The sequence below is a fragment of the Mariniradius sediminis genome (genome assembly GCF_021491425.1).
GTDB classification, from domain to species: domain Bacteria; phylum Bacteroidota; class Bacteroidia; order Cytophagales; family Cyclobacteriaceae; genus Mariniradius; species Mariniradius saccharolyticus.
On record NZ_JAKEVZ010000015.1, the window covers coordinates 74,454 to 101,100 of the forward strand.

A 26,647-nucleotide genomic window follows, 5' to 3' on the forward strand; every position below is an offset into this window, starting at 1 on the left:
CTGCCCTGCCCACTGTTACTTATTTAGCGTTCTTCACGCCTTCGCTGTCTTTGCGAGAAAAAGTAGCCACGAATGCACGAATAGCATTCCCTGCCCACTGCTACTTCTTTTAGCGTTCTTTGCACCTTTGCAGTCTTTGCGAGCTACATATTCTCAAATTAATCCAAAATAAGATTTGGATGGTTTTTGCGAAAAGGATAACTTTGTGCCTCATTTGAAAAATCGGATCGAAAATAAATAGCAATACCATGAAAAAAGACATTCATCCAAACTACCGCGACGTGGTTTTCTACGATACTTCAAGCGAGTTCAAGTTCTTGACCAAGTCAACTGTAGAGACAAGCGAGACCATCGTTTGGGAAGACGGCAAAACCTATCCGGTTTACAAAGTGGAAGTTTCTTCCAACTCACACCCATTCTACACTGGCAAGAAGATGTTGTTGGATACAGCAGGTCGCGTGGAGAAATTCAACAAGCGCTACGCCAAGAAATAATCCCGTCTCGAAAGAAACAGGCAAAAAGTCTCCCGGAACTGGTTTTCCGGGAGACTTCTTTATTTTTGTACCATGGACAACTTGATTTTATTCGATGATCCCACGATTCGTGGATCGCTTTTGCCTTTTACTTTTACCCGCCCCGTGGCGGATATCCGGGTGGGGATTTTGAAGATTTCCGAAAAATGGGAAAAGTACACCGGTCACTCGGCAGGCTTTTTTACACAGGAATACCTTTCAGCCAAGTTTTCCAAAAAAAATTCTCCGGCTTTATTCATCAATGGGGCGCTGCTTCCTGACCCGCAGGTTTGGAACGCGATCAGAAGCTTGCAGTCCGGTGAGGCACTATGGAAAGGGAACCAGCTCTTGGCGCTGCAGATGGACAACCCCGAGCTTTTTGGAATCGAGATAGCCAAAAACAAATATCCAGTTACCTATGAAGGGGAAGTGGTGCTGATTCAGAAGACCTGGCATATTTTCCAGTTCAATGCCGCCGAGATCAAGAAGGATTATGATCTGATCACCGCCGGCAGGATTTCCCAGCCAGCCGGAGATTCCCATACGATTGTTTATGCTCCGGAAAACATTTTCATCGAAGCAGGCGCCAAGATCAAAGCTGCCGTGCTCAATGCCGAAGGAGGCCCAATCTACATCGGTAAAAACACCGAAATTCAGGAAGGTTCGCTGATTCGTGGTCCTTTCGCGCTTTGTGAAGGATCGACAGTCAATATGGGTGCAAAGTTGCGTGGCGACACAACCGTAGGACCGTATTCCAAGGTAGGCGGTGAAATCTCCAATTCCGTCATTTTCGGCTATTCCAACAAAGGCCACGAGGGATTTTTGGGAAATTCGGTGATAGGAGAGTGGTGCAATCTCGGCGCCGATACCAACACTTCCAACCTGAAAAACAACTATGCGCCCGTCAAACTTTGGGATTACACCAAGGGTGGCTTTGCCAATACCGGCCTGCAATTCTGTGGCCTGATGATGGGCGACCATTCCAAATGCGGCATCAATACCATGTTCAATACCGGGACTGTCGTCGGAGTCGGCGCCAATATTTTCGGTGACGGCTATCCCCGCAATTTTATCCCATCGTTTGCATGGGGAGGGGCTTCGGGTTTCAGTACTTTTCAGGTCAGCAAGTTTGACGAAGTTGCCACGGCAGTGATGAAAAGACGTGGCCTGCCTTATGGCCAAGCGGACAAAGAAATCATCGAAAAGGTTTTCGATTTGACGAGACATTACCGTATTTGGGACAAAGAATCCTGATCCAACATGTTGTTCGCAGATATTCCCGGATTGGCCGAGACCAAGGACAAGATTGTCCAGGCTGTCAAAAACAACCATTTGGCGCATGCCCTTCTTTTCCATGGGCCCGAGGGTTCCGCGAGTTTGCAGTTGGCCTTGGCCTTGGCGACCTACCTCCATTGTGCCAACCCCGGTGAAACCGACGCTTGTGGGCAGTGCCCTTCCTGTCAAAAAATGTCCAAATTGGTCCATCCGGACATGAATTTTGCTTTTCCGATGCCCGGCGAACAAAAGGATGACGATGATGAAAAGAAAGTCGATTACAACGCCTCCTTTAGGACTTTTGCCACGACTCGGCCCTACGGGAATGTTTCCGATTGGATTTACCAAAATGGCTTTGAAAAAAAGCAACTGAATATTTCCCGAGGTGCGGCACGACAAATCATCAAGACCCTTTCGCTGAAGTCTTTTGAAGGCGGATTCAAGATCATGTTGATTTGGGCACCAGAATACATGCACCCCTCGGCAGCAAATGCGCTGCTCAAGATCATTGAAGAGCCGCCTGCCAAGACCTTGTTTTTTCTGGTGACCGCTCAACCTGAGCAGTTGCTTACGACCATTTTATCCAGAACCCAAAAAATTGTTGTCCGGGCGTTTTCCGACGCAGAGGTGATGACGCATCTGGTAGCCTCCGACCTTTGCACGAGGGAGATGGCTACCCAGATCACCAATCTCGCAGACGGGAATATGCGTGAAGCTTACCGCATGGTCGATGCTGAAGAAGATCAATACACCGGATTGGTGCGGGATTGGATGCGGGCTTGCTACTCAGTCGATATCAATGCTGTTTTTTCCTTTGTGGAGCGGATTGTGGAGAAGGACAAAGAATCCTTGAAATCACTCCTTCTGAGTGGAATCAACATCGTGCGGGAGGTGATGTTGGACAAATCGATAGCCACCGAACTGATGAGAAGCGCCGATTCTGAACGGGATTTTATTCATAAGTTGGGGAAAAATGTATTGGATGAAGAAAAGCTTCAGGCGATGTACCTGGCATTCAACGAGGCACATTACCACCTCGAGCGCAATGCAAACGCCAAGATACTTTTTGCCGATTTATCCTTCAGGCTGGCCCGGATTATGAAGTCAAATCTTGCCGCGACCACATGAAGAAAACGATCGGACGAAGGGAGAAAATCTCGATTCCGGCTTGGGGCCTGCGCAATGTCTCAGCCAAAATCGATACGGGGGCCTATACCTCTTCCATCCATTGTGAGTTTGCAGAGTTGCGGGAAGAAAACGGAGTTCAGATACTCTGCTTCAAAGTCCTGCGACCTGCCCACAAAAAATACAATGGCCAATTGATTTGCACCGAGCATTTTACCCAAAAGAAAGTAAAGAATTCTTTCGGGGACGAGGAAATCAGGTTTATGGTCCGTGCAAAAGTCAGTATGTTTGGGGAGAAAATCCTCACTGAATTTACCCTCACCGACCGGACCAAGATGAAGAATCCGATTTTGCTCGGGAGGAAACTCCTTCGCGGAAGGTATTTGGTGGATGTGGATGCCGTCAATCTTTCCAAAAAATCCTCTAAAAAATGAAAATCGCCATTCTTTCGAGAGACCACAATCTTTATTCCACAAGGAGACTGGTGGAGGCAGTGAAGGCTGCGGGGCATGAAGCGCAGGTAGTGGATCACATGCTTTGTGATTTGATCATTGAGCAGGATGGGCCATACATCATATATAAAGGTGAAAAACTCGAAGGCATCGATGCGATCATCCCAAGGATCGGAGCCTCGGTGACCTTTTACGGCACGGCGGTCGTACGGCAGTTTGAATTGATGGGCGCATTTTCAGCGGTCGAATCCCAAGCGATTGTGCGCAGCCGGGACAAGCTTAGGAGCCTTCAGATACTCTCCAAAGCCGGACTTGGGATGCCCAAGACCGCGTTTACCAATTTTTCGAAGGGAAATGAAAAAGCCCTGATAGAGCGCGTGGGCGGAGCGCCTGTAATCATCAAGTTGCTGGAAGGTACCCAAGGATTGGGCGTAGTCTTGGCCGAAACCAAGAAAGCCGCCCAATCGGTCGTCGAAGCCTTTCACGGACTAAAGGCGCGCATCATCGTGCAGGAATTTGTCAAGGAGGCCAAGGGTGCGGACATTCGGGCTTTTGTTGTCAACGGCAAAGTAGTCGGAGCGATGAAGCGGCAGGGCGCTGAGGGCGAGTTTCGCTCCAATCTCCACCGAGGGGGGAATGCGACCGTGATCGAGCTGAGTAAGCAAGAAAGGAAAGCGGCCCTGAACGCAGCAAAAGCACTTGGACTTGCCGTGGCTGGAGTGGACATGCTCCAATCTGACAGGGGGCCATTGATATTGGAAGTAAACAGTAGCCCGGGATTAGAAGGGATCGAGCAGGCGACCGGCGTCGATATTGCGGGGGCTATCATCGCCTATGTCGCCGATAGCGTGAAGAAAAAGGGCCATAAAAAGAAAAAGAAAAATGGACAAAATAGTCAAGGTAGGCACTAGGGGCAGTAAGTTGGCCCTGTGGCAAGCTTACCATGTCGCAGATCTACTGAAGCAAAAAGGCCTCAAATCCGAGATTGTCGTGATCGAAACCAAAGGAGACAAAGTCTTGGACGTTTCAATCGCCAAGATCGGCAGCAAGGGAGTATTTACAGAGGAACTGGAGGAGCAATTGGCCGCTGGCAAAATCGATATTGCCGTCCATAGCGCCAAGGACATGCAGTCCAGCCTGCCCGCCGGATTTGAACTGATCGCTTTTACAGAAAGGGAGAAGGTTAACGACATTATCCTCAGCCACCGAAGCGATATAGATTACAGGGATCCGGGCAAGCCCCTCGTCTTGGGCACTTCCTCGACAAGGCGGGTGGCGACTTTGAAGCATTTTTACCCCCATATCCAAACTGTAGAAGTAAGGGGAAACCTCCAAACGCGTATTGCCAAGATGGAGTCGGGTCTTTGCGACGCCTTGCTGCTGGCTTATGCCGGTGCCCACCGAATGGGCTATGATTCCATGATTAGGCATGAATTGTCCCTATTGGAATTCACACCCGCCGTCGGTCAGGGTTCGATTGCAATTGAGTCTTCCGAAAGTTTGGCTACAGACATAAAGCAAGAGATCATCGCAGCTTGTCACCATGTGGATACCGGATATCAGTTGCAGGCCGAGCGAAGCTATCTAAGGGTATTGGAGGGCGGATGCAGTATCCCGGTTTTCGCTTTGGCGAAGGTTCAGGGAGAAGTATTGGCATTGGAAGGCGGGATTGTGAGCTTGGATGGGAAGACAAGGATCGTAAAGAGCGTGTCTGGAGATAAGAAAAGCGCAGTCTCCCTCGGCCAACAACTCGCCAAGCTGGTGCTCGATGCAGGAGGACAGGGTATTTTAATCGAAATCAAAACAGCATTGAAAAAATGAGATACGTTCACTTGTTAGTCGCTTTCCTTGCGGTAGTAGGAATCACTTCCTGCGCGTCGGAGAAGGATTATTTGATCAAAATCCAGACGAAGCATGGCGATATGTACGCCGTGCTTTTCGATGAGACTCCTTTGCATAAGCAAAATTTCATCGACCTGGCGAAGGCAGGTAGGTTTGACTCCACCGAGTTTCACCGCGTCATCCAAAACTTCATGGTGCAGGGCGGAGATGTATTTACAAAGGAAAAAATGCCTACCGACCAATGGCCGACGATTCCTGCCGAGATCGTTCCCGGAATGATCCATAGCAAGGGCATGATCGCAGCTGCCCGAATGGGTAACAATGTCAACCCTGAGCGTCGGTCCAGCGGTTCGCAGTTTTATATCGTGCTGGGTCAAGTCTACAAAAAGGATGAGTTGGTCACCGACATGAAGCTACTTTCCGAGACTTATTTCAAATACATCCAGTTGGAGAGTAATTTGGCGCTGAAGCAGCAATACGCCGAATTGTACCAAATGCAGGCTTTTGATTCATTGAACCAGATCATGCTCCAACAAAAACCCAACTTGGAATCCTTTTACAGTATCAAGTTGGAAAAGGAAATGACGCCTGGGCAGGTGGAAGCCTATACCACGGTAGGAGGCACTCCACATTTGGACAATGAGTATACCGTTTTTGGCAAAGTAATCAAGGGGGTTGAGGTGGCCGAGATTATCTCAAAAGAGAAAACGGGTAGAGCCGACAAACCACTTGAGCCAGTCTACGTGAAGGTGACGGTCGAAGAACTGCCGAAATCAAAAATCACCAAGGAATTCGGATATCAATATGAAAAGTGAAAAGCTGAGGATCTTGGTAACGGGTGCCAATGGCCTTTTGGGCCAAAAGCTGGTAAATGCCCTCAAAGGCGATCCCGAAGTGGAGCTTTTTGCGTCAGGGAAGGGAGAATCCCGGCTTCCAAAGGCATGGGATGGTTCCTATCATTGGATTTCGATTGATGTTTCGGACAAAGGCCACGTTGAAAATGCTTTCGCTGAAATCCAACCCCATACGCTCATTCACACTGCTGCCATGACCCAAGTGGATGATTGCGAAAAAGATAAGGAGGGATGCTGGAATGCCAACGTAAATGCGGTGGCCAATTTGGTGGCTGCCGCTGAGGTCTATCAAACACACTTCGTCCATGTTTCTACTGATTTCATTTTCGATGGTGAAAATGGACCGTATTCCGAGGATGCCGATCCCAATCCAGTCAACTTCTACGGTTGGTCCAAACTGGCCGCTGAGCGATTGGTGATGAAGGCAAAGACACCATGGGCAATTGCGCGGACGATATTGGTGTATGGAATTGCGCAAGATATGAGTAGGAGCAATATCATCCTGTGGGTGAAGAAGTCTTTGGAACAGGGAAAGACCATCCAAGTCGTCAACGACCAATGGCGTACGCCGACTTTGGCGGAAGACTTGGCGGATGGTTGTATCCTCATCGCAAAAAAGGGTGCGACCGGAGTGTTTAATATTTCTGGAAGGGATTTGCTGACGCCCTACCAGATGGCGGTGATGACCGCGGACTATTTTGGACTTGACAAAAGACTCATTCAGGAATCAAATTCGCGGCTTTTTACCCAGCCGGCAAAGCGGCCACCGAAAACAGGCTTCATCATTGACAAGGCTGTCAGGGACTTGGGATATGCCCCCAAAAGTTTTTCCGACGGGATTGGTATTTTAGCCAAACAACTTATCTTAGCCGAATCTTAACATTCAATTAATCATCAAAAAACATCAATTAGATCGATATGGCAATGAATTCGGATGCCCAAGATAGAGGTCAGTTTGGCTCGAGCTTGGGTTTTATTTTGGCAGCAGCGGGTTCCGCAGTGGGCTTGGGAAATATCTGGAGATTCCCCTATTTGACTGCCGAAAATGGAGGTGGTGCGTTTGTTTTTGTCTATATATTCTGCGTGCTTTTGATAGGACTTCCCTTGCTGTTTAATGAGATTGCTTTGGGCCGTAAATCCGGCAAAAATCCGATCGGAGCGATTAGAGAGACCGGCGGCAATCGCTTTTGGCAGTTAGCAGGTGTGCTCTGCGTTTTGGTTTGTTTTTTTGTGCTCAGTTATTACTCGGTGATCGCAGGGTGGACAGTTGGCTACATCGTCACGGAGGTGATCAATATCCCCGTTGATTTTGAAGAGTTTGTGGAGACGCCCATGTATGTGATTCCACTTACGTTTTTCTTTATTTTGATCACAATCTTGATCGTATTGGGCGGTGTCTCAGGTGGTATCGAAAAAGCCTCCAAAGTATTGATGCCCATGCTTTTTATCATCGTGATCTTCATCGCGGGTAGGTCTGTGACTTTGGATGGGGCTTCTGCAGGTATCGAATACTATCTAAACCCGGACTTCTCCAAAATCAACTCAAAGGTTGTTTTGCAGGCGCTCGGTCAGGCCTTTTTCTCCATGTCTGTGGGTTGGGGATTGATGATCACTTTCGGATCCTACCTTAAGAAGGAGTCCAACATCATCCAGGCTTCTACCTGGATCGCAGGTATGGATACTACTGTAGCCCTGTTTGGCGGATTGATGGTGTTCCCCGCTTTGTTTGCCTTGCTTTCGCCCGAATACCTTACCCAAGGCCCTGGATTGGTATTCAACGTACTTCCAAAAGTATTTGACCAAATGCCTGGTGGAAATCTAATTGGCGGTTTGTTTTTCATCCTATTGATGGTCGCAGCATTGACTTCCACGATTTCGATGTTGGAAGTTCCGGTAGCCTATCTGATTGATGATCGCAAGTGGAACAGGAAAAGAGCAACTTGGACCGTGGGTATCGCTGCAATGGTGCTTTCTGTGCCTTCTGCCTTGTCTTCCATCGAAGGCAACGTGTTTGCTGACCTTCGCCTCAATTTCCTTGGGAATCCACTGATAGGATTTTTTGGAATCATGGACTTCATTTTCGGAACCTTTGCTGTGATTGTCATCTGTCTGATGCTGGCACTGTATACAGGTTGGGCGAAAAAGATCACGGATTTCGCTGACGAATTGGCACTAGGTTCGCCAAAATTCAAAGGAACATTCAGGACCGCTTGGATTTTCTTTATCAAGTGGGTTTGTCCAATCGTCATTGGCTTGGTAATCCTTGATTTGGTTGGTGTCTTTGGCACACCGCAGCAAGGACATTGATTCAAACAGATTGCAAAAAGGAAAGGAACCTTAAACGGGTTCCTTTTTTTTTAAGTGTTTTTTGAAGTCTTGAAGAATATTTGGAAGCCAAATTTCCAGATTAAATAGGCGAAATTGTTTTTTGAATAAAAGTTTATCTATCTTTTGGAGCGAATCCCCCTGTTTATCACCTAATAGACAAGTATGAAGGTTCTCGTTGTGGATGATGATGCCATCAATCGGCTCATTCTACAGAAACTGTTTGAAAAAAAAAACAATACCGTCCTCACCGCGCAAAACGGTGTGGAGGCTTTGAATATTTTGATTGCCGAAGATGAAATTCACATCGTGATCACGGATATCATGATGCCCGAGATGGACGGCATCCAATTGCTTTCCGAAATCAAACTCAACGATAAGATTAACCAAATCCCAATCATCGGATTTACGGCAGGAGACATCGATTATTTCAGAAGCATCACGCCGATTTCATTTGACCGCCTGCTTCCCAAACCAATGAATTTTTCTGAGCTATACGACATTGCCAATCGATTTGTAAGTGCTGGCGTAAATTAATCTTGGTTTCCCAAATCAATTTTTTCTTTTTTGTCGTTGGGATAATACATTGCCGATACAAAACTCCATCCATTATGAAATATTTATCCACTCTCCTTCTTGTGCTTTTTTCGTGGTCCCTTCAAGCACAGGATTTTTCAATCGGACCAAAAGTTGGATTTTCCCAAGCAAACGTCGCCGTAAATGGCGATGGCTTTTCGACGGGAGATGCCAAGTTTGGATACCATCTTGGTGCTTTTGTGCGGATGGGTGGGCACAGCATCTTTGTGCAGCCCGAATTGCTTTTCACCAATACTGGGGGAACTGTTGTCAAATCCGGCCAAGGTGTAAATGAGACTTACTCTGCAAGCTTCAATCGCCTGGACATTCCCCTCATGTTTGGGTTTAAGCTGGCAAAAGTATTCAGGGTCCAGGCTGGCCCTGTTGCTTCCGTATTGATGAACTACAAGATTGAAGACTCTGTCGATGCCGTGGTTGATGCCGATTATAGTTCCGCAACAGTAGGATACCAAGCGGGAATTGGTCTTGATTTGGGGAATGTCATCCTTGACTTTAAATATGAGAGCTCCCTGAGCAAATTATCCAAAGGGGTAGCCGGATTCGAAACCGATACCCGACAAAACCAACTCATCCTCTCTGCGGGATTCAGATTGTTCTAAAAGCGAAAAGGTCACCGAATTCACGGTGACCTTTTCGCTTTTTCCTTGATACCTTTTTCACGTCTTTTGTTATTTGACTTCGAACACGGATTCAGTGCTGTTGCCATTTTTGGAGGCGACAATCTTATACTTCCCTTTGGCGATCTCCCCATACTCCCAACTCGCCATATTCACCCCGCTCACTGCATTTATGTCCCATTTCTTTATTTCCTGTCCTTGTTCGTTGAGTACTGAAACGCTTGTTGGGCCTGCATTTTTCACGAAAAACATGATCTGTTGGGAAGGTGCCGTGGTTGGCGCATCGGCCCAAGCTGGTCTTCGTCCGGGGAGTCTGATATCAGGAGCACTGAGTATCTGAATCTCCGCCGAGCTATTGGAGGCAATCTTCTGTAGCGCGTTCAGCTTGACAATAAAGACCGAACGTCCATGGCTTGCCACAACAAGTTCATTTTCCCGTTTTTGGATTGCCATGTCATAGATGGCTACGTTAGGGATACTTCCTTGGAAAAGTTGGTAGGTTTTTCCGCCGTCTAGACTTGTGTAGAGGCCATGGTCAGTACCTAGGTAGAGGATTTGGGGATTTGTATGGTCTTCCTTGATGATATTCACCGCTTCCATTGGAAGGTTCCCAGCGATAGGTATCCATGTCTTTCCGTAATCCACAGACTTGTAGACATAGGGGTTGAACTCGTCAAACCGATAACCTGTCAGTGTAACATATACCACGCCTTCCAAATGCTGGGATGGCGCAACCGAACTCACCCAGCGATTCTGTGGCAGGCCTTTGCTGATGTCGGTCCAGGCCGTCCCGTGGTCACGGGTGACCCAGAGATTCCCGTCATCGGAACCGGCATACAGGGTGCCAAACTCAAATGGGGACTCTTCTATCACGGTCAAGGTGGCGAAAGGAACGTTTCCGCTCTTTTGGTTTTTGGTCAAGTCGGGAGAGATCGTTTCCCAGGTGTCGCCTCGATCCAAGCTTCTGTACACATATTGTGATCCCATATAAAACACATCCTGATTGTGTTTGCTAAGAATCGCAGGAGTTCTCCAGTTCCATCGGTTGGGCGCACGACCGATATCATGCATGGGGGTGACGGATTTTCGGTCGCCTGTTTTTGTGTTGATCCTGAAGTAGTTTCCAAACTGAAATCCTGTGTAGATGATATCGTTGGTTCGGGTATCCACTGCCACCACCATGCCATCGCCGCCCATGAGTGAGGTCCAGGGTTCTTCTGGCTTGCCGGTTGACTTGCCAAACCAAACGCCATTATCCTGCATGCCGCCATAGACGTTGTATGGTTTGTTTTCGTCGACCATGACCGAATAAAACTGGCTAATCGTCAACTGGTCGTTGAGGTGGATCCAGCGTTCGCCGCCGCCATAGGAAATATAAAGACCTCCGTCCGTACCCAACATCAGGTGTTTGCTGTCCTTGGGATTGATCCACATGGATTGGTGGTCTGAATGCACGTCTCCGACCGTATCAGTGCGGGCATAGGTCTTTCCCCCATCCCTTGACACCAGTAGCGGTACACCCAAGACGAAGATCTCGTCGGGGTTTTGGGTGTTGGTTCTGACTTCTCCGAAATAATAGCCGTAAGTATTGTAAAGGCGCTCGATATTGGATTCGTTGACTTTTTTCCAGCTTTTCCCCGCATCTTCCGAGCGATAGACTTCAGCGCCTACGATCCCGGAATTGAACAGAGAAGCATTGGCATCTTGGCCACCGCCATGGTAAGTGGCGATTTGTGCGGGGGTGATTCTACCCAATCTCACCAATCGTTTTACCGATGCCGCATTGTATTTTGCCGCAAACCGGTTACTTCTCAGGAACTTGTCGAGCTTCTCATTTTCAAGGTTTTCAACATCCGCCGCTGTCATGGTCTTGAAGCTGTCCAAGGTAAGTTCGCCTTCTGCGGGTTTTTGTGCGGATCTTGGTTCACGGGTTTGCGGCTTTTGATAGTCGTGTAGGGCGTACACGATGTTGGGATTACTCAGGCTGAAATCAAATCCGATCCGGCCCACAAATTCATCCTGAGGGAATCCATCCACGGCTTTTTTCCATGTATTGCCTCCATCTTCAGAGCGCCAGATACTTGATCCTTTTCCATTTCCGATAAAATCATGGGATTGGCGAAAGCGCTCCCAAGATGCTGCCAAAATGATGTCTGGATTTCCCGGATGGTATTTGAGGTCAATCACTCCGGTATTCTCGTCAACATATAGGGTTTTTTTCCAGGTTTTTCCCCCGTCGGTGGTTTTATATAGTCCCCTTTCTTCGTTTTTCGAATAAAGTGCGCCCATGGAAGCCACCCATACCACATCGGGATTTGTCGGGTGAATCTGAATTTGGCCGATATGGTGGGAGTGCGGGAGCCCCATCCATTCCCAGGTTTTTCCAGCATCTGTTGATTTGTAGACTCCGGAGCCTGCATAGGTGGATCGACTGGAATTGTTTTCACCTGTACCCACCCAAATGATATTGTTGTTGGATTTGGAAATGGCCATGTCGCCGATACCCAGCGCACCCTGATGGTCAAAGATCGGGTCAAAGGTCTGCCCATTGTCCTCGGTCTTCCAGACACCCCCGGATGCGGCAGCGATGTAATAGGTTTTAAAATCCTCCGTCACCTCAATATCGACAATCCTCCCGCTCATATTCGTGGGCCCGATGTTTCGCGCCGGATAGTTCTTGAAGGGGGACTCTGCCAAAAGTGCTTCATGGCGGGTCACTGCCGCGCGCATATCTTTGGAAGATGTGGGTTTGATTTCTTGGGCTTGGGAAATGTGGCTCAAAAAGCCAATTCCGATGGCAAAAGCCAGCGAAAAAGATTGGTGTCTGATTTGATTCATAGAGCTTGGAATTGATTTTTGAATATAAGCAAACAGAAAAATATTTCGTCCCAAATAGGTATAAATTGAAAACATTCGGGATGGTCGGAGATTCTCGGTCCGCTTAGGCTACGGTTTGCAGAAAATGGCTTGGAATTGGACTTTTATATACCGCAATTTCTATATTTGCTTGACCTGCAAAGCTCCTTCCATGAAAAAGTACCTCAAATACACCAAGAACTTTTACTTCGTGTTCACGTTCGCCTTTGTGATTTGGATGGTTTTCATTGATTCCAACGATATCCTGACGCAGTTTAAGCTCCGCTCCAAGTTGAACGAATTGGAAAAACAAAAGGAGTTTTACCTTGAGCGGAAAGCGAAGATCCAGGCTGAGCGGGAGGAACTGATGAGCAACATGGAGTTGCTGGAAAAATTCGCACGGGAGCGGTATTTGATGAAAAAGGAGTCAGAGGATTTATATGTCGTGGTGGAGCAGTAAGTTTTTCTTTTTGGTTGTTGTCGGAGTCTTGTGCTTTGGGATTCAGGATGCAATTGCCCAACGGGAAATTCCTGAGGAAGGAAAAATACCTTTGAAGGATCGTATGTTCTTTGGCGGCAATTTCGCTGTACAGTTTGGTACGATCACTTTTGTGGACATTTCGCCTTTGGCAGGTGCGATGATCACCAACAAGTTTTCTGCAGGCGCAGGGATTACCTATCAGTACTTTCGTGACAGTCGATTTATTGGCGGCGAAAACAATATCTACGGAGGAAGGGTTTTTGGAAGGTATAACGTGCTTCCAAGCATATTCCTGCACGGGGAATACGAAAACCTAAACCTGGATTTGTACAATCAGATTTCAGAGACGTTTCAAAGATCCTGGGTGCCGGGATTGTTCGTGGGAGGGGGGTATTTTGCACCGTTTGGGGGCAGAGGTGGAGCCAATTTCACCTTTTTGTACAACCTCATGTTTGACAATCAACGTTCACCCTACAACCAACCCTATGTCATTCGGGTCGGTTTTATGCTTTAATCATCCCAAACCATTCCGCCATGGAATCTTTAATCAATAAACTTAGCCGCTCCCACCGGGATTGTCCGAGTTGCCCTTCGCCAAAGGTGATACATTCATTTTTTGAGAATGTACTTGGGTTACTTTTTCCAGATTTTGCTACGGAGTCCTTGAAAGAGCCCGTGCAGGTAGCGGAGAAAATCGAAGAGCTAAAGCACAAGCTATCCCAAATCCTGATTCTCAACAGACACCTTCACAAGGGTGAGGGTCCGGAGATTGCGGATGCTTTTTTTCAGAAACTCGAAACGGTGTATGATTTGTTACAAAAAGATGTTCAAGCTTTATTTGAAGGAGATCCGGCTGCAAAATCAATAACCGAAGTCATACGCTGTTATCCGGGCTTTTATGCCGTTGCGGCGTATAGGATTGCCAATCTGCTCCACCGGCTTGGAGTCGGTTTGATCCCGAGAATGATCACCGAGTTTTCCCATAGTAAAACGGGTGTGGATATCCACCCTGCGGCCATGATTGGGGAAAGATTTTGCATTGACCACGGTACGGGTATCGTCATCGGGGAAACCACCGAAATCGGCAACCATGTCAAAATATACCAGGGCGTGACTTTGGGCGCGCTCAGCGTGGACAAAGAGGATGCTGACAAGAAACGCCACCCAACGATTGAAGATAATGTGGTGATTTATGCCGGTGCTACTATACTTGGGGGTGAGACAGTGATCGGCAGGAATTCTGTCATTGGCGGAAATGTCTGGATTACCAAGTCAGTCCCCGCCTACAGCAAGATTTATTACCAAGCCAAGATGTACAACCCGGTTTCTTCGGAAACAGAAACCTATATCATCAAGAACGAAGGATGAAACTAGTCTCATTGATAGGCAACACCCCATTGGTAGAGATCCAGCGAATCCACCAAAACCCAAACGTCCGGATTTTTTGCAAACTCGAAGGACAGAATCCCGGTGGCAGTGTCAAGGACCGCGCTGCCTACAACATGATCAAATGTGCCCTGGAAAGGGGAGAGATCGAACCCGGTGATAGGCTTGTAGAAGCAACGAGCGGAAATACCGGTATTGCCTTGGCCATGGTTGCCAGCATTTTGGGACTCAAAATGACTTTGATCATGCCTGATAATTCTACCCGCGAAAGGGTTCTTTCCATGGAAGCCTATGGAGCCGAGGTAATCCTCACTCCTGCGGAAAGGACCATAGAATATTCGAGGGAATTGGCTGAAAAAATGGCTGCGGAAGAGGGGTATTTCATCCTTAACCAATTTTCCAATCCTGACAATTACATGGCCCACTACCACAGCACAGGCCCGGAGATTTGGAAAGATACAAACGAAAAGGTTACGCATTTCGTGTCCGCGATGGGGACTACCGGCACCATCATGGGTGTATCCAAGTACCTCAAAGAGAAAAATCCCGAGATCCAAATCGTGGGCACACAGCCCACGGACGGTTCGCAAATCCCCGGCATCAGAAGGTGGTCGCCTGAGTTTTTACCTAAAATATTTGATCCAAGCCGCGTAGACCGGATCATCGATGTGAGTCAGCAAGATGCCACTTTGATGACACGGAGAATGGCCAAAGAGGAAGGTGTTTTGGCTGGTATGAGCAGTGGAGGAGCTTTGTACGCAGGGTTACGGCTCGCTGAAGAGCTGAAGCATGGCCTGATTGTCTGTATTACTTGTGACCGTGGAGATCGGTACCTGAGTTCCGATCTTTTTGGATAAAAAGAAAGCCCTGGCGTGTGCCAGGGCTTTTTTTCTTATACTTTGTTTGGTTCCGGATGAACCCAGGGTCCTCGGTAAGGTCTCCTAAGTTTGGCTGTCGCCTCGGGATCGTTGACCACAGTCATGGTTTTGGGATCGTAGCGTAGCGGGCGACCGCCGAGTTCCATGGAGATATTGGCAAGGATGCAAGAGGCAGTTGAAATATGCCCTTCTTCCACGTCGGCGATTGGTAGTGTGTCCTTATCGATGGATTCCAGCCAGTTTTTCATATGAAGGCGAGTCGCGGGAGCGGCATTGAGTTCGATCCGATCCTCAGTCAAGTCCTCGGGGTATTGCTCCCGCTCATATACACAGTCAAAGTGGATTTTTTCCTCCTTTTTGTCATATGGAAAATAGTCTGCCTGCAACGTACTTCCCGCCAACATGCCGTTTTCCCCATAAATCTTGAATGACCATGGATATTCCGGGTCTGCGGGATTGCCCCAGGTGCGGTGCTGCCATACTACGTTCAGTTCGGGAAATTCAAAAACGGCTGTTTGGGTATCTGCTATGTTGGATTTTCCTTCTTTTTGTACAAATATTCCCCCCGTTGAGGTAATCTGGGATGGCCAGCCGAGTTTGAGCATCCATCTCACCGTGTCTAGCATGTGTACGCACATGTCTCCGGTGATACCATTGCCATATTCCATAAAGGTTCTCCACCAGCGGATATGGGGAAGCCCATCGTAGGGACGCAGCGGAGCTGGTCCTGTCCAAAGCTCGTAGTTCAAAAAATCAGGAACAGGTTCCACCGGCGGGTTTCCGTTGGCGCGCATGTGGAAATAGCAGCAGACTTCAGCATGGCTGATTTTACCGAGCTTCCCGGTATCGATGATCTGCTTTTTGGCTTCAATCAGGTGGGGAGTGCTCTTTCGTTGGGTGCCGATCTGGCACTTGCGGTTGTATTTTCTGGCTGCGGCCACGATGGCCTCTCCCTCTATCACATCCACGGAAATGGGTTTTTGCAGATACACATGGGCGCCGGATTTCAAGGCCTCGATCGCTTGTAATGCATGCCAGTGATCCGGGGAACCGATCAGCACAAGGTCACATTTGTGTTTTTTAAGTAGTGCACGGTAATCTTCAAAAAGCTCTGGCACCTTTTTGGATTTTTGGCGCTGCGAGACAAGTTCTCCCGCGGCTGTGAGTAGGTTTTTATCCACATCGCAAAGGGCCACTACTTCCACATTAGCTACCTGAATGAGGCGGAACAGGTCAGACTTGCCGTACCAGCCAGTGCCGATCAAGGCAACTTTGAGGGGTTTTTCGTTTTGGATGAAGTTCATGCCCGTCATGCCCATAGAGGCAAGGGCCAAAAGCGCAGTGCTGCCTTTGAGAAACTGTCGGCGATTGACTGGATTTTCGGTCATAGGTTATTGGGAAATAGGTTTTTGAAAATTGATGTCTTTTCCAAGTTACAAAAAGGTGGAAACCAATCAAAAATGATTTGATGGGTGGTCAAACACTCAGGTCGGGACAATGAGTATGCTTGGGGGGTATGGGAATTTTTTAAAAATTGACGGAAAACAATAGCAGGGCCTTGGCTATTTGTCTGCCTGCTTTCTCACGCTGAAAACTGTTTTATCCATTCTTGGAGGATTCTGAGGGTCAAATCCATAGGCGATGGAATTCAGAAACATGGCAATTTCAATTAATTCGGAAGTGGATTTTCCCCGGTATTCCATGCCATAATTGACTTGGTCTTTCGCTTGCCCTGCCCTGAACGCATTTCTGTCAAGTTTGAATTCCATTTCCACCCTGTCATTTTTCCTAAAAATACCCCAATTACCCAAAAGACTGAAAATCAAGGCCCAATTTTTCACCCAATGCGGTCAAGTCTTCCGCCACAGGCTTTAGAAGTGGGATTCCGTTTTCCTTGCGTTCGGTTTCCAGTTCTCTTTCCGGATCACCTGGGATCAAGACTTTCTTGTTTCCTTCTGTGGGAGCAGCTGCGCGGAATCGTGTGATCCAATTGTCCATATGGGCTTTGAACTCATCGGCCGGCCTAAAAGCATCCACCCGCATCGCGCCGAAGAAATGCCCGATTCCTTCGCCCACCAAATTTGGCAATGGATCCAAAAATGCGACGAAAGGTGGCACCCATGGACCATAGTTGGCCCCTGAAAGTACTGCTGAAAGTATATCTACGATGGCCCCAAGCGCATAGCCTTTGTGGGAACCGTGTTCGCGGTCACCGCCAAGCGGCAGTAGCGCGCCGCCTTTTTTTACGCCGTTGGAATCGGAAGTCGGATTGCCGTCCTTGTCCTGCACCCAGCCAAGCGGCGCGTCGAGGTTTTTGCGTTGTAGGATTTCAAGTTTCCCATTGGCTGCCGTGGTGGTGGCCATGTCGGCTACAAAGGGGGGCTGGTTTTTGGCGGGAATCGCTACCGCTATGGGATTGGTGCCCAATAATCGCTCTTTGGAAAAAGTCGGACTCACCAAAGGACTCGCATTTGTCAATGAAATCCCAATCATATCATGGTCGAGTGCCATCATGGCATGGTAGCCCGCGATGCCGAAATGGTTGGAGTTTTTAACCGAAACCCATCCAGTACCCACATTTTTTGCCTTGTCTATGGCTACCTGCATGGCCTTCGGTGCGACGACCAATCCTAGACCGCCATCACCGTCCACTACTGCCGTGCTGGGTGTTTCATGAACGATCCTGACATTTGGGACAGCATTGATTCTGCCTTTTTCCCAAAGCCTGACATATCCCGAAAGCCTCGCAACCCCGTGTGAATCCACACCGCGTAGATCAGCCGAAAGCAGCACTTCAGCTGCCAAACGGGCATCCGCAGGTGGACAGCCGATTTTTTCCAGGATCGATTGAGTATATGTGAATAAGTGGTTGTAGGAATAGGTCATGCGATTCAATTCTTAAATACTATCGAGTCGAGACAGGGGCTAACGAATGCTTGCCCATCAATCGGGAAATCGCTCCTTCCTTCAAGGCGAAGCTGGAACAAATCAAGGTATCGACTGGGACAAACTTCAGGATGTATTCGATCAGGCACGAGGCCACCACGATCATATCCACACGCATCGGGATCATTCCTGGGATATTGAGTCTTTCTTCTTTGTTGAGCGTGAGCAGTTGTTGGGCAATGCGCTCAAATTCATCTCTTGGGAGCTGGAAGGTGGATTGTTCCCGCGACTTCGACTGGTGTAGAGACGCGTAATAGATATCAGTGAGTGTATCAAAAGTTCCTGAAGCGCCGACCAAACCAGTCGGTCTGTAGTAGTGGATTGCTTCAACCAATGGCACAAGCTTTTCTTCCAAATAGGTAGTGAGGTTCTCTACTTCCTCCCCCAAAATAGGATCGTGGTAATGGAACAAATCCAACATCCTTTGGCCGCCGATTTCGAAACTCTGTTTCCAAAGCGCTTCCTGCGAATTGCCGATAATAAACTCGACCGAACCGCCGCCTATGTCCATCATCAAGGCAATCTGACCATTCAATGATCCACTCAGGCGAATCCCTTCATAGATCATTTGAGCCTCCTGGATACCGTCGATCACTTGGACATCGATTCCAAATCGATCTTTGATCTCCGTGACAAATTCTGCCCCATTGTCGGCATTTCTCACGCCGGAGGTCGCAAAAGCAAAAACCTCAGTAATGGATTCGCCATCAATGAGGTTCTTGAAATGTTGCAAGGTATGAAGGGCCCTTTTTCGGGCATCAGGATGGATCGTGTTACGGCTAATGCCTCCCTGCCCGATTTTGACTGGGATTTTTTCCTTGAAGATTGTGTGAAAATGGTCGTCGAACAACTCAACCAATACGAGGTGAAAGGTATTGGTGCCCATGTCGATGATAGCTGCCTTTTTAGTAATCATGGAGGCTCAAAATTTCGATGGGCGAATATAGAAAGTTTATTCTAATTCCCTTATCAAGAATTTTTTGCAAAAAAAGCCCTTTCTCCTAGCCCCGAAAAAAATTTTCCCGCATGGGCATGCATCCTTATATTTGGCTTTTCCAAAATAACTTTAGACCCTATGGACAGCAATATCAGAGGCCTGTATACCCTTCCCGGCAACGTGGAGAAATTGGAACTTTTGAAGAAGAAAAATGAGGAGGCCCTTGTAGGCGGTGGTGAGAAAAGAATTGCCGCCCAGCACCAGAAAGGCAAACTTACGGCCAGGGAGCGTATCCACCTATTGCTGGACGAAGGGACCTTTCAGGAAATTGACAAGTTTGTGATGCACCGGGCGAAGGACTTTGGGTTGGACAAGGAGCACTATTTGGGAGATGGGGTTGTGACCGGATATGGCGAGATCAATGGCAGATTGGTTTACGTCTATTCCCAAGACTTCACCGTATTTGGTGGCTCGCTCTCCGAGACCCATGCGGAAAAAATCTGCAAAATCATGGATATGGCCATGAAAAACGGCGCACCCGTGATTGGCTTGAATGATTCCGGCGGAGCCAGGATACAGGAAGGAGTAGTCTCTTTGGGAGGCTATGCGGATATCTTTTATCGAAATACGCTGGCATCGGGCGTTATTCCTCAAATTTCGGCCATTATGGGGCCATGCGCCGGAGGGGCAGTCTACTCGCCTGCAATCACGGACTTCATCCTGATGGTGGAGAATACATCCTACATGTTTGTGACTGGACCCAACGTGGTGAAAACGGTCACCCAGGAAACCGTAACGGCGGAGGAATTGGGCGGGGCAAGTACCCATAGTACCAAAAGCGGCGTGACGCATTTTGCCTGCGCCAATGAACTCGACTGCATCCAACATATCAAAAAGCTGCTCAGTTATATCCCACAAAATTGCGAGGACGAGGCCCCAGTTTATCAATATGATTTGAAAGAGGATGAATCAAGGTCTGTTTTGGACAAAATAGTCCCTGACAATCCCAACCATCCCTATGATATCAGGGAAGTGATCGAAGGGATTACGGATGAAAATTCCTTTTTGGAAGTGCACAAAAACTATGCGGACAATATCGTAGTGGGTTTTGCTCGATTGGCTGGCAGAAGCATAGGCATCGTAGGTAACCAACCACAATCCCTGGCGGGCGTATTGGATAATCACGCTTCCGTCAAGGCTGCGAGATTTGTGCGGTTTTGCGATTCATTCAATGTGCCGCTACTGGTTTTGGTCGATGTGCCCGGGTTCCTGCCCGGTACTGATCAAGAGTGGAACGGCATCATCACCAATGGAGCGAAACTGCTGTATGCGTTTTCCGAAGCGACGGTTCCTCGCATCACCGTGATTACACGGAAAGCCTACGGCGGCGCCTACGATGTGATGAATTCCAAGCATATCGGCGCCGATCTCAACTTTGCTTGGCCTACGGCTGAGATTGCTGTGATGGGCGCAAAGGGTGCCGCTGAAATCATTTTCAAAAAAGAAATCGCCGAAGCGGAGAATCCGGAAACCAAGCTCCAGGAGAAAATCGACGAGTACACCGCAAAATTTGCCAATCCCTACCGTGCTGCCCACCGCGGCTTCATCGACGAAGTGATCATTCCTTCCGAAACCCGCGAAAAACTCATCCGGGGTTTCAAAATGCTCGAAAACAAAGTGGACAAGCTGCCAAGGAAGAAGCATGGAAATATACCTTTGTAGAAGTAATTTAGTTATTAGATAATTAAGTTATTGGTTCGTTTTGTGGAGGGGACATCTTTAAGTAGCAAACTTGAATTTATGGAGAAGTATATGAAATGAAGGTGGTTTCATTTGAAGATTTGGAAGTATGGAAGAAATCCAGAGAGGTTAGGCTTTTCGTGTGGAAGATTTGTAAAAAACTCCCAGCTGAGGAAAAATTTGGCCTTATGAGCCAGATGAAGAGATCAAGTAGATCAATAACAAACAATCTTGCTGAAGGCTACGGTAGATATTTTTATCAGGAGAATATCCAGTTTTGCAGAATCGCAAGGGGTTCCCTTCAGGAAACTCTCGACCACATGATAATTTCGTCAGACGAGGGGTTAATCGATCCAGAGGAGCTCAAAGCGTTTCGATTATTGCACGACGAATGCCTGAGGCTGTTGAATGGATACATTTTCTATTTGAATAAGGTAAAAAATGGAGCATCTTAAGCCAAAAAAGGCGGGCAATAACTCAATAACTCAATAACTCAATAACTCAATAACTCAATAACTATTCCTAAATGCAACCCTCCCCCACCCAATTCCTCTACACCTACCTCAACAACGCCTCGCCAACCGGCTTTGAGGCATCAGGCCAGCAGATTTGGCTGGAGTACGTGAAACCTTTCGTGGATACCTACTTTACGGACAATTATGGCACAGCTGTGGGCGTGGTCAATCCGGGACATCCTTTCAAGGTTGTTATCGAGGCCCATGCAGACGAGATATCCTGGTTTGTCAACTACATCAATGCTGACGGCTATATATACGTGCGCAGAAACGGCGGCTCGGACCACATGATAGCGCCCTCCATGCGCGTCAATATCCATACCGACAAGGGGATTGTACCTGGAGTTTTTGGTTGGCCTGCGATCCATGTTAGAAAAGAGGGGAAAGAAGAATCCCCGACCCTCGACAACATTTTCATTGACGTGGGAGCCCGCAACAAGGCCGAAGTGGAGGCAATGGGGATACACGTCGGCTGTGTGATCACATTCAAGGATGAGTTACAGGAACTCAACGGGAAATTTCTATCAGGACGTGCGCTTGACAATAGAATCGGAGGCTATATGATTGCGCAGGTTGCCCGGAAAATCAAAGAAAACAACGTCAAGCTTCCTTTCGGCCTTTATGTGGTCAACGCGGTGCAGGAGGAAATCGGGCTGAGGGGGGCAGAAATGATTGCGGCACGGATCAAGCCCAACGTAGCGATTATCACCGATGTGTGCCATGACACCACCGCCCCGCTTTACAGCAAAATCAGTAGCGGGGAGCAAATAGCAGGGAATGGACCTGTGTTGACATACGGCGCGGCGGTGCACAAGAAATTGTTGGATTTGATCATTGAAACAGCCAAAAAGAACAATGTTCCCTTCCAGCGGGCAGCAGCTTCGAGAAGTACGGGGACTGATACGGATGCCTTCGCCTATTCGAATGAAGGCGTGCCGGCAGCGTTGATTTCATTGCCGCTGAAGTACATGCACACTACTGTAGAAACTGCCAGCAAGACCGATATCGACAATGTGATCGAACTGATGTACCGGTTCTTGGTTGAGTTTGATCCAGGTTTTGATTTCCGATATATAAGTTAATGGTATTGGTTGATAAAATTATCAGATCGAAGTCAAAGTCATCTTCTGAATCGGTTGAACATCTTCTCAATAACCAATCAACCAAATAACTCCCCACTAAGTGCCCCAATTTATTGATCAACTCCAGCGGACCATTGCCATGTCTGGTCCGCCACATCGTATCATTTCATTGGTACCATCACAGACAGAGTTATTGGTGGATTTGGGTTTAAGGGACAAACTCGTGGGTGTCACCAAGTTTTGCGTACATCCCGAAGGTTTGAAAAAGGAGAAGGTGGTCATTGGTGGAACAAAAAACTTTCATTTTGATAAGATTGACGCACTTCGGCCGGATTTGATCATTGCCAACAAAGAAGAAAATTACAAAGAGGGCATAGAAAAACTCGCGGGAAAATATCCGGTTTGGATCAGTGACATCAATAACTTGGAGGATGCCTATCAAATGTTCTTGAGTTTGGGCGAAATGACGGGTTCGATTCCAATAGCCAGCCAAATCGTGGCTGATATCAGAAAAGGTTTGGATAAGGATTTCCATTTCAAAGGCACAGCCGTCTACCTCATTTGGAACGAACCATTGATTGCCGTCGGTTCCGATACGTTTATCGACTCTATGCTGGAAAAGGCTGGATTCAAAAATATTATTCAACAACGCAGGTATCCTGAAATCAGAAAGGAGGATTTGCTCCGGCTTAATCCTGATTACCTCTTGTTGAGCTCAGAACCATTTCCATTTAGGGAGAAGCATTTGACCGTATTCAGGGATTTTTTACCCAAATCCAGCATCAGAATCGTCGACGGCGAAATGTTCTCTTGGTATGGAAGCCGTTTGCTGAGATCTGCAAAATATTTCGAAACTTTTTGAAGAAGGATCGACAGGCCAAAGTCCCGTTCATAAAATTATCAATCATTGTCCAAGACTTTTTTAAAATTTTCAATTAACTTTTGAAGCTCAATCATACGTGCACAACCCAAAATCAATGAAACAGAATCGAAGGAACTTCCTCAAAAAGCTTGGCGCTACTGGGGCAGTGGCTGCATTGGGCGACATGGCTTTTTGTCAGGAATCATTAGCCCAACAGACTTTGGCAAGGAGTGAAGGCTCTTCAGAAAATGACCAACCTATTCGATTGGCATTAATCGGTGCCGGTATTATGGGGACAGAGGATACCAATTCAGCCCTTCGTCATGCAAATGTCCAGTTGGTCGCAGTGTGTGACTTGTATTCTGGCAGACTCGAATCTGCCAAAAAACGTTGGGGTGATCACCTTTTTACCACCAAGGACCATATCGATCTACTCAAAAGGAAGGATATCGATGCCGTCATCATCGCTACTCCGGACCATTGGCACAAGCAAATCAGCATCGATGCCTTAAATGCCGGCAAGCACGTGTATTGCGAAAAGCCCATGGTCCATTCCGTAAGGGAAGGTATGGAGGTGGTCAATGCTTGGAAAAAATCCGGCAAGGTGATGGTCGTGGGAAGCCAAGGAGTTTCATCATTGGGAAATGAAAAAGCCAAGCAATTGCTTGCCGACGGAGCTATTGGGGATCTGGTATATGCTGAGGGCTTTTGGGCGAGGATGTCACCCGAAGGTGCCTGGCAATACAATATCCCAACCGACGGAAACGAACAAACCGTGGACTGGAAGCGCTATATTTCCAATACAAACAATCGCGGTTGGGACCCGATGCGGTTTTTCCGTTGGAGAAATTATTTGGATTATGGCACGGGCATGTCCGGTGACTTATTTGTCCATTTGTTTTCCAGCCTTCATTTTATCACAAATTCCATGGGGCCAAACAAAATCTCCGCGATGGGTGGATTGAGATATTGGAAGGATGGGAGAGAGGTTCCGGATGTATTATTGGGTACGTTTGATTATCCCGAAAGCAAAGAGCACAAAGGATTTAATCTTTCCCTTCGTTGCAATTTTGTTGACGGCACCAGTGGTACAACCTATTTGAGAATTGTTGGTACAAAAGGTTCTATGGATGTCAAGTGGGAGGAAGTCGTTGTCAAAATGAACCAGACTGTTGCAAGTGACGATCCTTTTCTTCAGGAACAGGCCCGCCTTCGCGGAGACACAGAGTCCAGAGCTAAAATCCTTCCGCCGAAGGAGTTGGTATATTCAGCGGAGCGTTCATGGAAAGGAGCGCACTATGACCATTTCGGTAATTGGTTCCAGGCGATTAGGACTGGGGGCACGGTAGCCGAAGACCCTGTTTTTGGTTTTAGGGCAGCTGCTCCTGCTTTGCTCTGCAATGACAGCTATTTCCAAAACAAGTTTATCAATTGGGATCCCATAAACATGAAATTGATTTGATATGAAAAACACAAGATTAATCTGGATTGCACTGATTGCCCTCGCGTGGTCCTGTAGCCCCAAGCCGGCGGAGGAAGCCACCGAAGAAGTCACTGAGGTAATTGTTCCCGACAATACGCTTACTGAGGATGAAAAATCCGCCGGATGGATGTTGTTGTTTGATGGCGTTAATACCGATGGCTGGAGGGCTTTCAACGGAGACTCGTTACCGTCAAATTGGACGGTTGAAAATGGTGCGCTAAAAGCGCTAGGGCATGACGGCGGAGACATCGGTGGAGATATTGTATTTGCACCACTTGAATTTGAACAGTTTGAATTGGAGTTTACTTGGAAAATAGCCCCCGGCGGCAATAGCGGTGTGTTCTACCATGTGGTGGAAGACCCCAAATACAAGGCTCCTTATGAGACTGGTCCCGAATACCAAGTGATCGATCAGTTGGGATTTGCGGATCCGTTGGAGGACTGGCAATCTTTAGCGGCAGACTATGCCATGTATACTCCCGATTTTGAAGGCGTAGTCAAGCCGGCTGGCGAGTGGAACCATTCTAGGATTGTTTTCTCGGAAACTGGAGCAAGCTATTGGCTAAACGGAAAGAAAACCGTAGAATTCACCCCATATTCTGAAGATTGGAACACCCGTAGGAATAGTGGAAAATGGGATGCATTTCCCGACTATGCAAAATCGAAGACGGGATTGATTGCTCTCCAAGACCATGGGAGTGAAGTTTGGTTCAAAAACATTAAAATTAGACAGTTATGAAAAATCGAGTTATAGTAATGTTTGGAATCTTGTCAGTCGCATTGGTGATGTCGTTCCAAGGTAAAAAAGAGATCACCCTTTTCAATGGCAAGAATTTGAAAGGTTGGAAAATCTATGGTACCGAGAAGTGGTATGTTCAGGATGGACTTTTGATCTCAGAAAGTGGCCCAGATAAAGGATATGGATACCTAGGTACCGAAAAGGACTACAAAGATTTTGAACTCACATTGGAGTTTAAACAAGAGGCTGACGGCAACAGCGGCGTTTTTATTCGATCCACAGTGGATGGGACCAAGGTTTCGGGATGGCAGGTTGAAGTTGCCCCGCCCAGCCATAGCACAGGTGGCATATATGAATCTTACGGCAGAGGTTGGTTGATTAAACCTGATTCCGAAAAGGACAAAGCCCTGAAATATGGTGATTGGAATGAGATGAAAATTATCGTGAAGGGAGACAGAGTTGTTTCATATCTAAATGGATTAGAGATGGTGGATTTTTCAGATGAAAAAATCGGAAAAGGTGAAGGAGGAATTTTGCTTCAAATTCATGATGGAGGAGGGATTAAAGTATATTGGAGGAACATTCGATTAAAGCCTCTCTAGGAAATAGAATGAAGATGATATGAAATCTCGCTTCGGCTATCGCTGTTGCGAGATTTTTTTTTGGTTGAGCATCAGGTTTTTCGCGGAGTTCAAATGTTTTTTTTAGCATGCGTCTTTGTGAATTAGAAAAAAGACTTTCAAATTTGCAATCCCAATCGACGGGAAAGCTGATTATTGCCGAGGATAAGAAAAAAAATAATTTTCCCTCTTGTCTGAATAAAAAAGGTTCTTACCTTTGCAGTCCTGTTCGAAAGGAAAAGGGATTTGGCGGATGAAAATCCACGATGCGTTACCCAAAATTGGGATTATCAACGCAAAAGTTCATTGAAGTGTTGAAGATGGAACGGGCCGTTTATTAAGGCGGTCCGGTAGGATAAAGATGGTACCGTGTTCCGCGCGATGCGGGGCACTGTGTACCGAGAGACAACATACTATGGAGAGTTTGATCCTGGCTCAGGATGAACGCTAGCGGCAGGCCTAATACATGCAAGTCGGGCGGCAAGCGGTGTAGCAATACACTGCCTAGAGCGGCGTACGGGTG

The 26,647-nt window shown here is 47.4% G+C and carries 27 protein-coding genes and 1 rRNA gene; 23 read left to right on the plus strand and 5 right to left on the minus strand.

The window, feature by feature from the left end:
- Window positions 1–248: 248 nt before the first annotated feature.
- The 11 genes from L0U89_RS17075 to L0U89_RS17125 all read left to right on the plus strand — a co-directional run bounded on the left by L0U89_RS17075 (window position 249) and on the right by L0U89_RS17125 (window position 9,581).
- On the plus strand, window positions 249–494 hold the full coding sequence (locus tag L0U89_RS17075; RefSeq protein WP_234862624.1) for a type B 50S ribosomal protein L31: 246 nt from the start codon (window positions 249–251) through the stop codon (window positions 492–494).
- Window positions 495–566: 72 nt separating this feature from the next.
- A complete protein-coding gene (locus L0U89_RS17080; RefSeq protein WP_234862625.1) occupies window positions 567–1,766 on the plus strand; it encodes a GlmU family protein in 1,200 nt (399 codons plus the stop codon).
- 6 nt (window positions 1,767–1,772) lie between these two features.
- Complete coding sequence (locus L0U89_RS17085; protein WP_234862626.1) at window positions 1,773–2,915, plus strand: DNA polymerase III subunit; 1,143 nt, start codon at window positions 1,773–1,775, stop codon at window positions 2,913–2,915.
- Window positions 2,912–3,346 carry an ATP-dependent zinc protease family protein gene (locus L0U89_RS17090; RefSeq protein ID WP_234862627.1) on the plus strand — a complete coding sequence of 145 codons (435 nt, stop codon included), beginning with the start codon at window positions 2,912–2,914 and terminating at the stop codon, window positions 3,344–3,346. The genes L0U89_RS17085 and L0U89_RS17090 overlap by 4 nt, the downstream gene beginning before the upstream one ends.
- The gene (gene rimK / locus L0U89_RS17095; RefSeq protein ID WP_234862628.1) at window positions 3,343–4,275 is read left to right on the plus strand and encodes a 30S ribosomal protein S6--L-glutamate ligase; all 933 of its coding nucleotides are present in this window, start codon (window positions 3,343–3,345) and stop codon (window positions 4,273–4,275) included. The genes L0U89_RS17090 and rimK overlap by 4 nt, the downstream gene beginning before the upstream one ends.
- Complete coding sequence (gene hemC / locus L0U89_RS17100; protein WP_234862629.1) at window positions 4,247–5,185, plus strand: hydroxymethylbilane synthase; 939 nt, start codon at window positions 4,247–4,249, stop codon at window positions 5,183–5,185. The genes rimK and hemC overlap by 29 nt, the downstream gene beginning before the upstream one ends.
- The gene (locus tag L0U89_RS17105) at window positions 5,182–6,021 is read left to right on the plus strand and encodes a peptidylprolyl isomerase (RefSeq protein WP_234862630.1); all 840 of its coding nucleotides are present in this window, start codon (window positions 5,182–5,184) and stop codon (window positions 6,019–6,021) included. The genes hemC and L0U89_RS17105 overlap by 4 nt, the downstream gene beginning before the upstream one ends.
- Complete coding sequence (locus L0U89_RS17110; RefSeq protein WP_234862631.1) at window positions 6,011–6,940, plus strand: SDR family oxidoreductase; 930 nt, start codon at window positions 6,011–6,013, stop codon at window positions 6,938–6,940. The genes L0U89_RS17105 and L0U89_RS17110 overlap by 11 nt, the downstream gene beginning before the upstream one ends.
- Window positions 6,941–6,978: 38 nt before the next feature.
- On the plus strand, window positions 6,979–8,367 hold the full coding sequence (locus tag L0U89_RS17115; protein ID WP_234862632.1) for a sodium-dependent transporter: 1,389 nt from the start codon (window positions 6,979–6,981) through the stop codon (window positions 8,365–8,367).
- Window positions 8,368–8,550: 183 nt separating this feature from the next.
- Window positions 8,551–8,922 carry a response regulator gene (locus L0U89_RS17120; RefSeq protein ID WP_234862633.1) on the plus strand — a complete coding sequence of 124 codons (372 nt, stop codon included), beginning with the start codon at window positions 8,551–8,553 and terminating at the stop codon, window positions 8,920–8,922.
- Between the two features lie 74 nt (window positions 8,923–8,996).
- Window positions 8,997–9,581 carry a porin family protein gene (locus L0U89_RS17125; protein ID WP_234862634.1) on the plus strand — a complete coding sequence of 195 codons (585 nt, stop codon included), beginning with the start codon at window positions 8,997–8,999 and terminating at the stop codon, window positions 9,579–9,581.
- 69 nt (window positions 9,582–9,650) lie between these two features.
- Here L0U89_RS17125 and L0U89_RS17130 read toward each other — a convergent pair whose 3' ends face one another.
- Window positions 9,651–12,437, minus strand: a complete 2,787-nt coding sequence (locus L0U89_RS17130; protein ID WP_234862635.1) for a VPS10 domain-containing protein — start codon at window positions 12,435–12,437, stop codon at window positions 9,651–9,653.
- Between the two features lie 190 nt (window positions 12,438–12,627).
- Between L0U89_RS17130 and L0U89_RS17135 the strand changes: the two genes are divergently transcribed.
- Genes L0U89_RS17135 through cysM form a run of 4 tightly spaced genes read left to right on the plus strand, consistent with a single transcriptional unit; the run spans window position 12,628 to window position 15,179 of the window.
- Window positions 12,628–12,915 carry an FtsB family cell division protein gene (locus tag L0U89_RS17135; protein WP_008631546.1) on the plus strand — a complete coding sequence of 96 codons (288 nt, stop codon included), beginning with the start codon at window positions 12,628–12,630 and terminating at the stop codon, window positions 12,913–12,915.
- Window positions 12,896–13,450: a hypothetical protein gene (locus L0U89_RS17140; protein ID WP_234862636.1), complete on the plus strand. Its 555-nt coding sequence runs from the start codon at window positions 12,896–12,898 to the stop codon at window positions 13,448–13,450. Before L0U89_RS17135 ends, L0U89_RS17140 begins: the two co-directional genes overlap by 20 nt.
- A gap of 20 nt (window positions 13,451–13,470) precedes the next feature.
- Window positions 13,471–14,304, plus strand: a complete 834-nt coding sequence (locus L0U89_RS17145; protein WP_234862637.1) for a serine O-acetyltransferase — start codon at window positions 13,471–13,473, stop codon at window positions 14,302–14,304.
- Window positions 14,301–15,179, plus strand: a complete 879-nt coding sequence (cysM, locus tag L0U89_RS17150) for a cysteine synthase CysM (RefSeq protein WP_234862638.1) — start codon at window positions 14,301–14,303, stop codon at window positions 15,177–15,179. The genes L0U89_RS17145 and cysM overlap by 4 nt, the downstream gene beginning before the upstream one ends.
- A gap of 35 nt (window positions 15,180–15,214) precedes the next feature.
- Here the strand turns inward: cysM and L0U89_RS17155 are convergent, their stop codons facing one another.
- The 4 genes from L0U89_RS17155 to L0U89_RS17170 form a co-directional block, all read right to left on the minus strand.
- A complete protein-coding gene (locus L0U89_RS17155; protein ID WP_234862639.1) occupies window positions 15,215–16,588 on the minus strand; it encodes a Gfo/Idh/MocA family oxidoreductase in 1,374 nt (457 codons plus the stop codon).
- 174 nt (window positions 16,589–16,762) lie between these two features.
- The gene (locus tag L0U89_RS17160; RefSeq protein ID WP_234862640.1) at window positions 16,763–16,969 is read right to left on the minus strand and encodes a hypothetical protein; all 207 of its coding nucleotides are present in this window, start codon (window positions 16,967–16,969) and stop codon (window positions 16,763–16,765) included.
- Between the two features lie 34 nt (window positions 16,970–17,003).
- The gene (locus L0U89_RS17165) at window positions 17,004–18,086 is read right to left on the minus strand and encodes an Ldh family oxidoreductase (RefSeq protein WP_234862641.1); all 1,083 of its coding nucleotides are present in this window, start codon (window positions 18,084–18,086) and stop codon (window positions 17,004–17,006) included.
- Between the two features lie 19 nt (window positions 18,087–18,105).
- Complete coding sequence (locus L0U89_RS17170; RefSeq protein ID WP_234862642.1) at window positions 18,106–19,062, minus strand: Ppx/GppA phosphatase family protein; 957 nt, start codon at window positions 19,060–19,062, stop codon at window positions 18,106–18,108.
- Between the two features lie 159 nt (window positions 19,063–19,221).
- Between L0U89_RS17170 and L0U89_RS17175 the strand changes: the two genes are divergently transcribed.
- From L0U89_RS17175 to L0U89_RS17210, 8 genes are all read left to right on the plus strand, one after another.
- Complete coding sequence (locus L0U89_RS17175; protein WP_234862643.1) at window positions 19,222–20,805, plus strand: acyl-CoA carboxylase subunit beta; 1,584 nt, start codon at window positions 19,222–19,224, stop codon at window positions 20,803–20,805.
- Between the two features lie 95 nt (window positions 20,806–20,900).
- On the plus strand, window positions 20,901–21,278 hold the full coding sequence (locus tag L0U89_RS17180; protein WP_234862644.1) for a four helix bundle protein: 378 nt from the start codon (window positions 20,901–20,903) through the stop codon (window positions 21,276–21,278).
- 71 nt (window positions 21,279–21,349) lie between these two features.
- Complete coding sequence (locus L0U89_RS17185; protein ID WP_234862645.1) at window positions 21,350–22,420, plus strand: M42 family metallopeptidase; 1,071 nt, start codon at window positions 21,350–21,352, stop codon at window positions 22,418–22,420.
- A 100-nt stretch (window positions 22,421–22,520) separates the two neighbouring features.
- Window positions 22,521–23,282, plus strand: a complete 762-nt coding sequence (locus L0U89_RS17190; RefSeq protein WP_234862646.1) for a helical backbone metal receptor — start codon at window positions 22,521–22,523, stop codon at window positions 23,280–23,282.
- A gap of 115 nt (window positions 23,283–23,397) precedes the next feature.
- Window positions 23,398–24,744 carry a Gfo/Idh/MocA family oxidoreductase gene (locus L0U89_RS17195; RefSeq protein WP_234862647.1) on the plus strand — a complete coding sequence of 449 codons (1,347 nt, stop codon included), beginning with the start codon at window positions 23,398–23,400 and terminating at the stop codon, window positions 24,742–24,744.
- Window position 24,745: 1 nt separating this feature from the next.
- Window positions 24,746–25,504, plus strand: coding sequence for a 3-keto-disaccharide hydrolase (locus tag L0U89_RS17200; protein WP_234862648.1), 759 nt, complete (start codon window positions 24,746–24,748; stop codon window positions 25,502–25,504).
- On the plus strand, window positions 25,501–26,106 hold the full coding sequence (locus tag L0U89_RS17205) for a 3-keto-disaccharide hydrolase (protein WP_234862649.1): 606 nt from the start codon (window positions 25,501–25,503) through the stop codon (window positions 26,104–26,106). Before L0U89_RS17200 ends, L0U89_RS17205 begins: the two co-directional genes overlap by 4 nt.
- Window positions 26,107–26,536: 430 nt before the next feature.
- A 16S ribosomal RNA gene (locus tag L0U89_RS17210) occupies window positions 26,537–26,647 on the plus strand; the annotation flags it as partial.

Bases quoted from the DNA above. Each gene is read 5' to 3' on its own strand.
- L0U89_RS17075 (WP_234862624.1), top strand. From the start codon at position 249: ATGAAAAAAGACATTCATCCAAACTACCGCGACGTGGTTTTCTACGAT.
- L0U89_RS17080 (WP_234862625.1), top strand. From the start codon at position 567: ATGGACAACTTGATTTTATTCGATGATCCCACGATTCGTGGATCGCTT.
- L0U89_RS17085 (WP_234862626.1), top strand. From the start codon at position 1,773: ATGTTGTTCGCAGATATTCCCGGATTGGCCGAGACCAAGGACAAGATT.
- L0U89_RS17090 (WP_234862627.1), top strand. From the start codon at position 2,912: ATGAAGAAAACGATCGGACGAAGGGAGAAAATCTCGATTCCGGCTTGG.
- rimK (WP_234862628.1), top strand. From the start codon at position 3,343: ATGAAAATCGCCATTCTTTCGAGAGACCACAATCTTTATTCCACAAGG.
- hemC (WP_234862629.1), top strand. From the start codon at position 4,247: ATGGACAAAATAGTCAAGGTAGGCACTAGGGGCAGTAAGTTGGCCCTG.
- L0U89_RS17105 (WP_234862630.1), top strand. From the start codon at position 5,182: ATGAGATACGTTCACTTGTTAGTCGCTTTCCTTGCGGTAGTAGGAATC.
- L0U89_RS17110 (WP_234862631.1), top strand. From the start codon at position 6,011: ATGAAAAGTGAAAAGCTGAGGATCTTGGTAACGGGTGCCAATGGCCTT.
- L0U89_RS17115 (WP_234862632.1), top strand. From the start codon at position 6,979: ATGGCAATGAATTCGGATGCCCAAGATAGAGGTCAGTTTGGCTCGAGC.
- L0U89_RS17120 (WP_234862633.1), top strand. From the start codon at position 8,551: ATGAAGGTTCTCGTTGTGGATGATGATGCCATCAATCGGCTCATTCTA.
- L0U89_RS17125 (WP_234862634.1), top strand. From the start codon at position 8,997: ATGAAATATTTATCCACTCTCCTTCTTGTGCTTTTTTCGTGGTCCCTT.
- L0U89_RS17130 (WP_234862635.1), bottom strand. From the start codon at position 12,437: ATGAATCAAATCAGACACCAATCTTTTTCGCTGGCTTTTGCCATCGGA.
- L0U89_RS17135 (WP_008631546.1), top strand. From the start codon at position 12,628: ATGAAAAAGTACCTCAAATACACCAAGAACTTTTACTTCGTGTTCACG.
- L0U89_RS17140 (WP_234862636.1), top strand. From the start codon at position 12,896: ATGTCGTGGTGGAGCAGTAAGTTTTTCTTTTTGGTTGTTGTCGGAGTC.
- L0U89_RS17145 (WP_234862637.1), top strand. From the start codon at position 13,471: ATGGAATCTTTAATCAATAAACTTAGCCGCTCCCACCGGGATTGTCCG.
- cysM (WP_234862638.1), top strand. From the start codon at position 14,301: ATGAAACTAGTCTCATTGATAGGCAACACCCCATTGGTAGAGATCCAG.
- L0U89_RS17155 (WP_234862639.1), bottom strand. From the start codon at position 16,588: ATGACCGAAAATCCAGTCAATCGCCGACAGTTTCTCAAAGGCAGCACT.
- L0U89_RS17160 (WP_234862640.1), bottom strand. From the start codon at position 16,969: ATGGAATTCAAACTTGACAGAAATGCGTTCAGGGCAGGGCAAGCGAAA.
- L0U89_RS17165 (WP_234862641.1), bottom strand. From the start codon at position 18,086: ATGACCTATTCCTACAACCACTTATTCACATATACTCAATCGATCCTG.
- L0U89_RS17170 (WP_234862642.1), bottom strand. From the start codon at position 19,062: ATGATTACTAAAAAGGCAGCTATCATCGACATGGGCACCAATACCTTT.
- L0U89_RS17175 (WP_234862643.1), top strand. From the start codon at position 19,222: ATGGACAGCAATATCAGAGGCCTGTATACCCTTCCCGGCAACGTGGAG.
- L0U89_RS17180 (WP_234862644.1), top strand. From the start codon at position 20,901: ATGAAGGTGGTTTCATTTGAAGATTTGGAAGTATGGAAGAAATCCAGA.
- L0U89_RS17185 (WP_234862645.1), top strand. From the start codon at position 21,350: ATGCAACCCTCCCCCACCCAATTCCTCTACACCTACCTCAACAACGCC.
- L0U89_RS17195 (WP_234862647.1), top strand. From the start codon at position 23,398: ATGAAACAGAATCGAAGGAACTTCCTCAAAAAGCTTGGCGCTACTGGG.
- L0U89_RS17200 (WP_234862648.1), top strand. From the start codon at position 24,746: ATGAAAAACACAAGATTAATCTGGATTGCACTGATTGCCCTCGCGTGG.
- L0U89_RS17205 (WP_234862649.1), top strand. From the start codon at position 25,501: ATGAAAAATCGAGTTATAGTAATGTTTGGAATCTTGTCAGTCGCATTG.